Source organism: Xanthomonas arboricola pv. juglandis, assembly GCF_905367715.1.
GTDB classification, from domain to species: domain Bacteria; phylum Pseudomonadota; class Gammaproteobacteria; order Xanthomonadales; family Xanthomonadaceae; genus Xanthomonas; species Xanthomonas arboricola.
Window position 1 is genome coordinate 271338 of record NZ_HG999362.1, and the last position, 12427, is coordinate 283764.

Consider the following 12427-nt stretch of genomic DNA (forward strand, 5'->3'; position numbering starts at 1 on the left):
GTGTCATCGTCGCTGCGCTGGTTTGCCTGGCTCGCGCTCTGGGTCGCTCTTCCCTGCATGGCGCAGCAGAAGCTGCATTCCATCGATCCGGTGCAATCGCGCTTCGGGTTCGAGATCAGGACGCGCTTCGGCATGAAGATCGAGGGGTTCTTCCCGCGTTTTCGGGGTGAATTGGCGGAATTGCCTGACGGGCGCCAGCAGGTGCGCTTCCGTCTGGATGCCACGCAGGTGGAAATTCCGGGCAAGGACCGCTACACGGCGTGGATGCGCGGCGAGGATTTTTTCGACGTCGCGCAGTATCCGGTGGTGGAATTCGAGTCGTTTCCCTACACCGCAGAGGTGGTGAAGAAGGGCGGCGACATCACCGGCAACCTGACCATTCGCGGAATCACCCACGTCGAGACCCTGCACGTGGTACCGGCTGAATGCGCGCGGCCGGGCTATGATTGCGATGTAATCAGTCGAGGTACGGTCCTGCGTGGACGTTACGGAATGAATGCGTGGCAGATGGCCCTGGGCGACAGGGTGACGTTCATTCTGCGTGGGCGGTTGCAGGAGGCGCGGCGCCCGTGAGGTTCCTGTTGAGGGTGCTTGTGCTGGCAACGCTGTTGCTCGGCACCGGATGCGCCGGCCTGTCGCAAATCGAGCGCAACCGTGCCGCCGGGGTGGCGGCTGCTGCCCGCAGTACCGTGGTCAGCTGCACGCAGGCCAATCGTTGTGCCCAGCTCTCGCCGCTGCGCGCGCTGGGTGGCGAGGCGATCACCGCCTCCACCCCGGCCGCGCCGCGGCATTACGCCACCATCGTCGATCACGGCGAAGAATCGCTGGTGGCGCGGCTCAACCTGATCCGCAGCGCCACCCGCAGCATCGACCTGCAGACCTACATCTTCGACAAGGACGACAGCGCGCGGATGGTGCTGGATGCGTTGACCGATGCGGCGCAGCGCGGGGTCAAGGTGCGCATCCTGATCGATCAGCTTTCGGCGATCGCCGATCTGCAGATTCTCGGTGCGCTGGCCAGCACCCACGAAAACCTGCAGCTGCGCATCTACAACCCGACCTTCGGCAAGGTCAAGCTCAATTACTTCGACTATGCCGGCAGCGTGGTGTGCTGCTTCCGTCGCTTCAACCAGCGCATGCACAACAAGCTGCTGGTGGTGGACGACGTGCTCGGCGTGGTCGGCGGCCGCAATTACCAGGACGACTATTACGACTGGGACAGCGAGTACAACTTCCGCGACCGTGACGTGATCCTGGCCGGGCCGGAAGTGCGCGCGATGGCGGCCAATTTCGATGCGTTCTGGCGCGCGCGCCGCAGCGTGCCGGCCGAGCGTCTGAACGATGTCGGGCGCCTGCTGCTGGAGCAGGGCGCGCCCAAGATGCCGCCGGCCACGTTCCGCCGCCCCGATCGGGTGGAGCGGGTCGATCAGGAGGCGCGCGATCCGCAGTTCGTGCGCGATGCGTTCGTGACCCCGGCTATGCCGGTGCAGCGCGTGCTGTATGTGGCCGATCTGCCGCAGAAGCACCGCAAGGAGCACGCCGCCAAGGCGGTATCCACCGCGCCCGAGCTGGACGGCCTGATCGCCGGCGCGCAGCAGGAAGTGCTGCTGCAGACGCCGTATCTGGTGCTGTCCGACGAGGCGCAGGCGATCTTCCGCGCATTGCGCCAGCGCCCGCAGCCGCCGCGGATCGTGGTGTCGACCAATAGCCTGGCCGCCACCGACAACCCGATCGTGTATGCGCTGTCGTACAAGTTCAAACGCCGCAACATGCGCGAGCTGGGCTTCAACGTCTACGAGTTCAAGCCGTTCCCGCTGAACGCGCCGGTGGAGTACGCCAACCTGGTGCCCGATCCGCTCAATCCCGCGGCGGCCGAGCCGGCCGAAGACGATGGGCGGGTCAACCGCGTGATCGGCGGCAGTGCGGCTGGCAACGCCATGCGTGGCAGTGGTGGCGGTGGCGGTGGCACAGCCGGCACTGCGATCCGCGGCAGCGGGGGTGGCGCAGGCCGTGCGCCCGGCGGCAGCGAGGTTGATCGGCGCGTGCTGCGCACCGAGACACGGCCTTCGTTCCTGGGCACGCGCGCGGTCAACAAGCCGCTGCCGGTGACCCGTGCCGGTGCGCGCATGGGCCTGCATGCCAAGTCGTTGGTGGTGGACCGCCGCATCGGCGTGATCGGCACGCACAACTTCGATCCGCGCAGCGAGAACTACAACACCGAAGCGGCGGTGGTGATCGACGATGCACGCTTTGCGCAGGCGCTGGCGGCCAGCATCGAGCGCGACATGGCGCCGGAAAACGCCTGGACCGTGGCCCCGCGCGAAAAGCCGCCGGTGCTGAGCGGATTGAACTACAGCGTGGGCAAGGTGTCCGAAGCCTTGCCGGTGCTGGATTTCTGGCCCTGGCGCTACGCCACCAATTACGAGTTCCAGCCGGGGCCGGGTTGCCCGTTCCCGCTCAAGCGCCAGGACCCGCAGTTCCGGCAGTGCTATGTGGCGGTGGGCGATTTCCCCGAGGTCAACGTCGGCCCGAAGTGGCTGCTGGTGCGGATGCTGACCGCCTTCGGTGCAGGATTGGTGCCGATCCTCTGATCGCAGCGGCGTGTCGACCCGGGCCGGCATCGAGACGTCTCGAGGCAGCCGGTGCATCGTGGAGTGCCGCACCGCTGCAATAGCGCGGTGCGCTGCAGTAGATGGGCGGCGCGCCACACACCGCCATCCGCCGAAGTCACCATCGCGGCCTGGCGTGCAGCGCCAGCCAAAGGCAGTTGCATCAGACCCCAGCGCCGCAGATGCTGTCCCGATTCCCGATTCCCGATTCCCGATTCCCCCAATCCCCAATCCCCAATCCCCAATCCCCAATCCCCAATCCCCAATCCCAGCCTATGACCTTCCGCGAACCCGTCGACCTGGCCGCCCTCAACGCCTCCAGCCGTGACACCCTGATTGAACATCTGGGCATCGTGTTCACCGCCGCCGGCGACGACTGGTTGAGCGCCACCATGCCGGTGGATGCGCGCACCAAGCAGCCGTATGGCCTGCTGCACGGTGGTGCGTCGGTGGTGCTGGCCGAAACCCTGGGCAGCAGCGCCGGCAACCTGTGCGTGGATATGACCGCGCAGATGTGCGTCGGGCTGGAGATCAATGCCAATCACCTGCGCGCCGCCACCGATGGCCTGGTCACCGGCACCGCGCGCGCGGTGCATGTGGGGCGCAGCACCCAGGTCTGGGACATCACCATCGAAAATCCGGCCGGCAAGCGCGTCTGCGTCTCGCGGCTGACCCTGGCCGTGGTCCCGCGCAGCAATGGCTGAGCACGCCGTGCAAGTGCATGGGTGGAACAGCGCCACCCGCTGCGGGCACTGCGCGCAGGCCACGCTGCTGTCACAATAGTTGCGCTTCCTTCCCCTGGTACCGGTCCCGTTCCGTCAATGAGCGAGTCATCCCTGGACGCCACGCGCGACGCTGGCAGCGTGCTGCGTTGGTTCCGGTACCTGTATCGGGTGCCGTTGTTGCTGATGCATCTGAGCATCTGCCTGCCGATCACCATGCTGTGCGTGGTGGCGCCGCCGCTGGCGCGCATCCGTACCGGGCGCGACGACACCCTGGACGAGCTGATGATCCGTTGGTGGCAGGGCAACCTGATGCGCATCTTCGGCTTCCGCCTGCGGCGCTTCGGCACCCCGCTGCCGGGCGCGACCCTGTTCGTGGCCAACCACGTCAGCTGGGTCGACATCTCGATGCTGCACAGTCAGCGCGTGATGGGCTTTGTGGCCAAGCGCGAGATCGCCGGCTGGCCGCTGGTCGGCTGGCTGGCGACCAAGGGCCAGACCATCTTCCATCAGCGCGGCAATACCGAATCGCTGGGCGGGGTGCTGCAGGAAATGCTGCTGCGGCTGCAAAGTGGCAAGCCGGTGGGCGTGTTCCCCGAAGGTCGCACCCGTGGCGGTACCGAAGTCGGCCCGTTCCATGCGCGCATCTTCCAGGCCGCGGTCGAGGCCGGTGTGCCGGTGCAGCCGGTGGCGCTGCGCTACGGCGAGCGTGGCAATGCGCAGGCGGTGGTGGCGTTCGGCGAGCGCGAGAGTTTCTTCGCCAATATCGTGCGTCTGCTCGGTGAGCCGTCGCGACTGGCCGAGGTGCATTTTCTCGAGCCGATCCGCGCGCTGGATATCGAAGGCCGCCGCCGCCTGGCCGATACCTCGCGGCAACGCATCATTGCGGCAATGGAGTCCTGAGCCGACGATGCAAGCGCTCATCACCCCTGCGGCCAGCACCCCCTTGTCTGGCCCGATGAGCGCATGAACGCCTCCGACTATCTGCCGCCGCGCTGGCTGCGCAATCCGCATGTGCAATCGGTGCTGGGCAGCAGTGCCTTGCGCCGGCTCCGCAGCCGCCAGTTGCTGGCCGCCAGCGGCGCGGTCACCAGCGAACACATTCTCGACGGCGGCGACGGCGTGCGCCTGCAGGGCTGGATGAGCATCCCGCCCGGCGATGCCCCGGTGCGCGGCACGGTGCTGCTGCTGCACGGCTGGGAAGGCAGCGCCGATTCCAATTACATGCGGCTGACCGCCGCGCGCCTGCTCGGCCTGGGCTATCAGGTGTTCCGGCTGAATTTCCGCGACCACGGCGGCACGCACCACCTCAACGTGGACCTGTTCCACTCCGATCGCATCGAGGAAGTGGTCAATGCGGCGGGCGATCTGTGGCGGCGGTTTCCCGCGCCGCAGCTGCTGGCGGCGGGCTATTCGCTGGGCGGCAATTTCGCATTGCGGCTGGCGCTGCGGGCACCGGCGGCCGGGCTGCCGCTGGCGCGCGTGGCGGCGGTGTGCCCGTTGCTGGATCCGGCGGCGACCATGCTGCAACTGGAAAAGGGCCCGCAGTTCTACGATTGGTATTTCCGCCGCAAGTGGCGCGAGTCGCTGCTGCGCAAGCGCAAGCTGTTCCCCGATCAGCACGGCTACGACGACGCCACGCTGGCGCTGGACATGCGCGGGCTGATGGCCTGGCTGGCCGAGCAGCACACCGGGCATGGCTCGCTGGAAGCGTATTTCGACAGTTATTCGATCGCCGGCGAGCGCCTGGCCGGCCTGCAGGTGCCGGTGGACATCCTGATGGCCGAGGACGACCCGGTCATTCCGTTTGAGGATTTCGCCGCCTGGCAGCTGCCGGCGCATGCACAGCTGGAAATCGCGCGCTGGGGCGGCCACTGCGGTTTTCTGGAAAACGCCCGCGGCGATGGATTCGCCGAACGCTGGGTGGCCGAGCGGCTGGCGGCGCAGGCGTAGGTCGGCGCCACCCCGCGCATCGTTACAATAGGCGTTTGTCCTGGACACGCCCTCCGCCATGCAAGACGCCATTCTCCAAGCCCTGCGCCGCAATGCGGCCGACGATGCGGTGGCGCTGGCCCGCGAGTGGGTGCTCAGCGCGCCCGAAAACGCCGCCACGCATCGCTGGCTGGGCCTGGCCCTGCAGCAGCAGGGTCAACCGGCACTGGCGCTGGCCAGCATCGAAACCGCGCTGACGCTGACGCCGGAAGATGCCGACCTGCATCTGCTGCGCGCCGGCCTGCTGCTGGCGATGCGCGAGCTGTCCGCCGCGGACGATGCGCTGTCGCGCACCACCGCGCTCGACCCCAACCAGTTCAACGCCTACGTGATGCAGGCGCATCTGGCGGTGGCGCGCGGCGATCTGGACGAGGCGCAGCGGCTGAGCCGCACCGCCGCGCGTCTGGCGCCCGAGCACCCGCAGCTGCTGGCTGTCGATGGCGTGGTGGAGTTGCGCCGCGGCCAGGGCGACCGCGCGCTGTCGCTGCTGACCCGCGCCGCCGAGCAACTGCCTGACGACCCGCGGGTGATGTTCGCGCTGGGCTTTGCGTATTTGCAGAAGGAGCATTTTGCGTTTGCCGAGCGCGCCTTCGAGCGCGTGGTCGAGCTCAATCCGCCCGGCACCGCGCTGCGTGCCTTCATTGCCCAACTGGCCCAGCGCCAGGGCCGCCTGGACGATGCGCTGGCCGCGATGCAGGGTGTGTTCGCCCAGCCCGGCGGCGATCTCCCGGCCATGCGCCGGCTCGCCGGCGAGATGGAGTTGCAGGCCGGCCGCCCCGACCAGGCCGCCGCGCACCTGCGCCTGGCGCTGGCGCACTGGCCGGCCGACCGCCGCACCTTGCATGCCTTGCTGACCGCCTGGGAGCGGCTGGGCGCGGTGGACGATGCGCGCGACACCCTGGACGCGGCGCTGGCCACCTCGGCCAATGCGCACGACCTGTGGCTGGCGCGGCTGGCGGTGGAGCCGGTCGGCGGGCCGCAGGCGCAGGCGGTGATCGAGCGCTGGCTGCTGGCCATGCCCGAGCATCTGCCGGCACTGGAAGCGCTGATGCGCGTGCACGACATGCAGGGCCATGCCGAACAGGCGGAGATGGTGGCGCGCCAGATCGTGGCAGTGGAGCCGGGCCGCATCAGCGGCGAGCAGCGCATCGTCGAGGCGCTGCTGGAGCGCGACCCGCCGGCGGCGATCGCCTGCGTGCAATCGCTGATCGACTCGCTGCCCGAGCCCCAGCAGACCGTGCTGCGGCCGTGGCTGGGCAATGTGCAGGACCGCGCCGGCCAGCCCGACGCCGCCGTGGCGACCTGGATGCAGTTCCAGCGCGAACAGGCCCAGCACCGCCTGCCGTTGCCGCCGCAGGCCGCCAAGCAGCCGATGCAGTGGCCGGAGCTGGGGACCATTCCCGAGACGGTGACGGCACGTCCGCTGTTCGTATGGGGCACGCCCGGCTCGCATGTCGAACGCCTGGTCGCGGTGATGGGCGCGGCCACCCCGCTGGTGCGCGACGACCGTTATGGCAGCACGCCGCCGTCCGATGCGCTGCAGAGTTACCGCACTGTCGAGCAGCTGGCGTCGGGCGAGCTGGCGCCGATGGCGCTGGTGGAGGGCTGGAAGGCGCAACTGCCGCGGCGCGGCATCGACGACGGCAACGTCATCGACTGGCTGCTGTGGTGGGACAATACCTTGCTGACCGCGCTGCGCCCGCACCTGCCCGAAGGCCGGCTGGCGATCGCGCTGCGCGACCCGCGCGACATGCTGCTGGACTGGCTGTCGGCCGGCGCGCCGGCACCGCTGGCCGTGCAATCGCCGCAGCAGGCCGCCGACTGGCTGTTGACGGCGCTGGAACAGCTCGCCGTGCTGCACGAGCGCGATCTTTATCCACACCGGATCATCCGCCTGGACGGCATCGAGAGCGATCCGCAAGGCATCTCCACCGCGCTGGAACAGGCGTTCGGCCTGCGCTTTCCGCTGGTCGAACCGCGCGGCCCGGCCCGCCTGGCCGCGGGTCGCTGGCGCAACTACCGCAACGTACTGGGCGCGCAATTCGATCTGCTCACGCTGATCGCGGTGCGCTTCGGCTACCCGCAGGACTGAGCGCCGCTCAGCACGGCTGCGCTCACTGTCGGTGGGCGCGGCCGACGCCCGGTGCGGCATGCCATCGGCAGCGCAGCTCGCACTTCCCTGTAGGAGCGGCCCCGGCCGCGAAGAGGCGTTACCGACGATGCGTCGCCACCGATGATGAGGCGTTACCGATGGACGCGGCAACCGACGATGCAGCGTCACCGGTAGGTCCGTCGCGGCCAGGTCCGCTCCTACAGTCGGTGTAGATCGGTCAGCAACCGAATGTGGAGCTCATTTCCTGGTAGCTGCGGTCGGCGCCGGGGCGGCATGCCATCGACGGCGCAGCTCGCACTGCCTCGTAGGAGCGGACCCGGCCGCGACGAGGCGTTACCGATGGACGCGGCCACCGACGATGCGTCGCCACCGAATGATGTGGCGTTACCGAATGATGTGGCGTTACCGAGAAGGCCCTGTCGCGGCCGGGTCCGCTCCTACGCTCGGTGCGGATTGGCCGGCTGAATATGGCGCTCCCTGCCACGCGCACGCCGCACGCGCACGTCCACGCTGCAGACGCACGATCACGCGGCCGCGGTGTTCGCCGGCGTGGTGAACCGGCCGCGATAAACCCGGCCGGGCGCACCAGAGGGTTCCATGCCGATGGCCTCCTCTGCGACGCGGACCCAGGCACCCTGGTCGGCCTCATTGCCCCGGAGACTCCTGCATGCGCCTGACCAGCAACAGCATCGAAAACGGCAAGCCCATCGCGGTGGAATTTGCCGCCGGAACGCCCGAGGGCTTTGCGCCCAACCGCAACCCGCATCTGGCCTGGAGCGAGGTGCCGGGCGGCACGCGCTCGTTCGCGCTGCTGTGCCTGGATCCGGATGTGCCGACCGTGCCGGAAACCGTGGGCCGCGACGACGTGCAGATTCCGGTCGATCAGCCACGCACCGATTTTGTGCATTGGGCCATGGCCGACATCCCCGCCGACGTGCATGAGATCGCCGCAGGCAGCTGCAGCGACGGTTTCGTGCCCAAGGGCAAGCAGCAGCCGGCCGGCCCGGCCGGTGCGCGCCAGGGCCTGAATTCGTATACCGAATGGTTTGCCGGCAATGCCGACATGGCCGGCAATTATCTGGGCTACGACGGCCCGTACCCGCCGTTCAACGACCTGCGTGTGCACCGCTATTTCTTCCGCGTGTTTGCGCTGGGCGTGGCGCAGCTCAGCCTGCCCGAGACCTTCACCGCGGCCGATGTGCTGTCGGCGATCCAGGGCCATGTGCTGGCCGAGGCGGCGTTGCACGGCACCTACACGTTGAATCCGGCGCTGCGCTGACGGTAACGAACGGTCCTGCGCCACCGGTCAGGTCGGCGCGGGGCCGGCTGCGGCCCATGGTGACCTGGTGCGTGCGGCGTCAATCGCACGATCGCCGCCACACTGGTCAACCGTTGGCTTCGATCATCTGCTCGAGCACGTACACCGGCGCGCCGTCCGTGCCTGCGGCGGCCGGGTAGCGGGTGACGCGCAGCAGGGTGCGGATGCCGGCTTCGTGCTCGAAGCCTTCGATCTTGCCCTCGAAGGCTTGCCAGGTCTGGGTGACGGGCTGCCCTGCCGCATCCTGCTCGCGCAGTTGCAGGCATTGGCGCGCCGGGTCGGACCCGCATGCCACGGTATCGGCCGCCACTTCGATCAGCAGCGTCTGACCAGGGCCGCCGTAGCGGGTGTCGGCCGTGGCGACACCGCCGAACACCAGCCGGGTGCCGTCGCTGCGGGTCAGGGTCAGTCGCGGCGAGGTCTGCGCGGTGTTCAGCGCCACCGCGAAGCGGCCGGACAGCAACTCGCTGGCTGCGCGCTCCTGGGCCATCCGCCGCGGTTGCGCACACAGGCGTTTGCTCGACACCACCCGGCCGATCTGCAAATGCGCCTGCGCCACGCTGTAATCGGCGCCCAATGCATTGCAGGTCTGGCTGACCTGGATGCGGTGATCGCCGAAATCCAGCTGCAAGGGTGGTGTGCCGGCGACGAACAGGCTACCCAAGGCGGTGCCGTGCGCATCGCTGGCCTGCTGCAGCTGCCAGTGTTGCGCCCGCAACGCGGCCTGCAGTGGCGCGTTGTCGGCGGCGATTGAGCTGGTCGCGGCCGGCTCGGCGGCAGCGGCGTCGGCGCTGGATCCGGGCGCCTGCGGCGGCGCGCTCGACCCGCAGGCCGTCACGCCCGCTGCCAGCAGTGCAGGGGCAAACAACACGGCACGCATGCGGCGGCTCCCGGTGATCGATATGTCAGTGATACCGCCACCGCGCGGCCGGGGCAATGACGCAAGTCACTGCCCGGCCATGTGCCTCGCATGCCGCGCCGGCTTAGCTGGCACGACACGCGACCGCGTGGCCGTCTCAGGCCAGCGCCGGCAGCCACAGCAGCAGGGCGGCGCCCAGCACGATGCGGTAGACCGCAAACACGGTGAAGCGGTGCTTCTTGATGTAGCCCAGCAACCACTTCACCACCACAAAGCCGGTGATGGTCGCCGCCACGAAGGCCACGGCCACATCGGCCCAGTTCTCGCTGCCGAAGCCACCTTCCTTGTACATCTCCAGCAGGGCATACCCGCTGGCCGCGAACATGGTCGGGATGCCCACCATGAACACGAAATCCGCCGCCGCCGAGCGCTTGCTCAGGCCCAGCAGCATGGCCAGGAAGATCGCTGAGGCCGAGCGCGAGGTGCCGGGGAACACACCGGCCACCACCTGCGCCAGACCGACCGCGATGGCCACTTTCCAGGTCACCACATCGCGCTCAGGCAATTTGCCGGCAAAGTGCTCGGCCACCAGCATCCACAGCCCGCCGATCAGCAACGCCCAGGCCACCGGCTGCACGGTTTCCGGCAGCTGCCAGCCGGCCTTGCGCACGATCAGCCCGACCACTGCGGTAACCAGGAAGGCCACGCCGATCTTGAGCACGTAGTCGCGGTTGTCGCGCTGGCCCAGGCCGGTGGCCAGGGTCCACAGCTTCTGCCGTAGCGCCAGGCAGATCGCCAGGATCGCGCCGGCCTGGATGACGATGTTGAAGAAGTCAGAACGGCGTCCGAGCCATTGTTCGGCGATCAGCAGGTGGCCGGTGCTGGAGATCGGCAGGAATTCGGTGAGGCCTTCGAGAATGCCCAACAGCAGGGCGGAAATCAGATCGGACATCGGACTGGAGAGGGGATGGGGGAGGCGTCAGGATAGTGCATTGCGGCATGCACCATATCGGTGCACGATGCGATTGCTTAGCACCTAAAAGGTGCTAGCTAGATGTGAGCGGCCTCAAGCGATGCAAGCAAAATCAAGGACTTGTGAAGATCCGGCGCTTGGCATGGTCCCTGCTGTAGTTCCGCTCACGAGCCACTTAACTCCTGCAGAGGTTTCTTCCGATGTCCGTGGAAAATGTTGAAAAGCTGATCAAGGACAACAAGGTCGAGTTTGTCGACCTGCGCTTCGTCGATATGCGTGGTGTACAGCAGCACATCACCTTCCCGGCCAACATCATCGAGCCGGCGCTGTTCGAAGAAGGCAAGATGTTCGACGGCAGCTCGATCGCGGGTTGGAAGGGCATCAACGAGTCGGACATGGTCCTGCTCCCGGACGCCGGCACTGCGTACCTGGATCCGTTCTTCGCCGATCCGACCATCGTGCTGACCTGCGACATCCTCGATCCGGCCACCATGCAGAGCTATGAGCGCGACCCGCGCGGCATCGCCAAGCGTGCCGAGGCCTACCTGAAGTCCTCCGGCACCGCCGACCAGGCGTTCTTCGGCCCGGAGCCGGAATTCTTCATCTTCGATTCGGTGCGCTTTGCCAACGACATGGGCCACACCTTCTTCCAGGTCGGCTCGGAAGAGGCTGCCTGGAACACCGGCGCCAAGTACGACGGCGGCAACAGCGGCTACCGTCCGGGCGTGAAGGGTGGCTACTTCCCGGTCCCGCCGACCGACACGCTGCACGACCTGCGCGCGGAAATGATCAAGACGCTGGAACAGGTCGGCATCGAGACCGAGGTGCACCACCACGAAGTGGCCACCGCCGGCCAGTGCGAGATCGGCACCAAGTTCAGCTCGCTGGTGCAGAAGGCCGACGAACTGCTGACGATGAAGTACATCATCAAGAACGTCGCCTACCGCAACGGCAAGACCGCGACCTTCATGCCCAAGCCCATCGTGGGCGACAACGGCTCGGGCATGCACGTGCACCAGTCGCTGACCAAGGGCGGCGTCAACCTGTTCTCCGGTGACGGCTACGGCGGCCTGTCGCAGATGGCGCTGTGGTACATCGGCGGCATCTTCAAGCACGCACGTGCGATCAACGCCTTCTCCAACTCCGGCACCAACAGCTACAAGCGCCTGGTCCCGGGCTTCGAGGCGCCGGTGATGCTGGCCTATTCGGCCCGCAACCGCTCGGCCTCGTGCCGCATTCCGTGGGTCACCAACCCGAAGGCGCGCCGCATCGAAATGCGCTTCCCCGATCCGTTGCAGTCCGGCTACCTGACCTTCACCGCGCTGATGATGGCCGGCCTGGACGGCATCAAGAACCAGATCGACCCGGGCGCGCCGAGCGACAAGGACCTGTACGACCTGCCGCCGGAAGAAGAGAAGCTGATCCCGCAGGTCTGCTCCAGCCTGGATCAGGCGCTGGAAGCGCTGGACAAGGACCGCGAGTTCCTCAAGGCCGGCGGCGTGATGAGCGACGACTTCATCGACGGCTACATCGCGCTGAAGATGCAGGAAGTCACCAAGTTCCGTGCTGCGACCCACCCGTTGGAGTACCAGCTGTACTACGGCAACTGAGTTCCACCGCGGTGATGGCGGAGGCCCCCCCTCCCACCTCCGCCATCGCCGCACATGTTTGATCGCTCCACGGCATCGGCCGGGGAGCGAAGGGGTATTGAGAGAGCACACAGTTCGCGACGCGCGGGCCTGACCTCTCCCACGGGGCGGATGCATCTGCATCGGCCGAGGTCTGCGTAATCGCGAACGCGCGGATGCCGGGGTTGGCATCCAGGTGAATGACACCGCCGG

10 protein-coding genes are annotated in these 12427 nt (G+C 67.7%); 8 read left to right on the forward strand and 2 right to left on the reverse strand.

All coding sequences use genetic code 11. The features are described from left to right. The 7 genes from KHN93_RS01060 to KHN93_RS01090 all read left to right on the forward strand — a co-directional run bounded on the left by KHN93_RS01060 (nt 1) and on the right by KHN93_RS01090 (nt 8715). The gene (locus KHN93_RS01060; protein ID WP_026064752.1) at nt 1-573 is read left to right on the forward strand and encodes a YceI family protein; all 573 of its coding nucleotides are present in this window, start codon (nt 1-3) and stop codon (nt 571-573) included. Further along, a complete protein-coding gene (locus KHN93_RS01065; protein ID WP_026064751.1) occupies nt 570-2591 on the forward strand; it encodes a phospholipase D family protein in 2022 nt (673 codons plus the stop codon). Before KHN93_RS01060 ends, KHN93_RS01065 begins: the two co-directional genes overlap by 4 nt. Nucleotides 2592-2884: 293 nt before the next feature. Next, a complete protein-coding gene (locus tag KHN93_RS01070; protein WP_016904231.1) occupies nt 2885-3313 on the forward strand; it encodes a hotdog fold thioesterase in 429 nt (142 codons plus the stop codon). A gap of 21 nt (nt 3314-3334) precedes the next feature. Continuing rightward, nucleotides 3335-4234: a lysophospholipid acyltransferase family protein gene (locus KHN93_RS01075; protein WP_172454346.1), complete on the forward strand. Its 900-nt coding sequence runs from the start codon at nt 3335-3337 to the stop codon at nt 4232-4234. Nucleotides 4235-4297: 63 nt separating this feature from the next. Further along, nucleotides 4298-5284, forward strand: a complete 987-nt coding sequence (locus KHN93_RS01080; protein ID WP_016904229.1) for a YheT family hydrolase — start codon at nt 4298-4300, stop codon at nt 5282-5284. A 58-nt stretch (nt 5285-5342) separates the two neighbouring features. Further along, nucleotides 5343-7415, forward strand: coding sequence for a tetratricopeptide repeat protein (locus KHN93_RS01085; protein ID WP_104626101.1), 2073 nt, complete (start codon nt 5343-5345; stop codon nt 7413-7415). 688 nt (nt 7416-8103) lie between these two features. Continuing rightward, complete coding sequence (locus KHN93_RS01090) at nt 8104-8715, forward strand: YbhB/YbcL family Raf kinase inhibitor-like protein (protein WP_104595880.1); 612 nt, start codon at nt 8104-8106, stop codon at nt 8713-8715. Between the two features lie 106 nt (nt 8716-8821). Here the strand turns inward: KHN93_RS01090 and KHN93_RS01095 are convergent, their stop codons facing one another. Further along, entirely contained in the window at nt 8822-9634 is an 813-nt protein-coding gene (locus KHN93_RS01095) for an META domain-containing protein (protein WP_211921602.1), read from the reverse strand. 136 nt (nt 9635-9770) lie between these two features. Further along, the gene (locus KHN93_RS01100) at nt 9771-10565 is read right to left on the reverse strand and encodes an undecaprenyl-diphosphate phosphatase (protein WP_016903412.1); all 795 of its coding nucleotides are present in this window, start codon (nt 10563-10565) and stop codon (nt 9771-9773) included. A 221-nt stretch (nt 10566-10786) separates the two neighbouring features. Here KHN93_RS01100 and glnA point away from each other — a divergent pair, with 221 nt between their 5' ends. Then, nucleotides 10787-12196, forward strand: a complete 1410-nt coding sequence (gene glnA / locus KHN93_RS01105; protein WP_016903411.1) for a type I glutamate--ammonia ligase — start codon at nt 10787-10789, stop codon at nt 12194-12196. Nucleotides 12197-12427 lie beyond the last annotated feature (231 nt).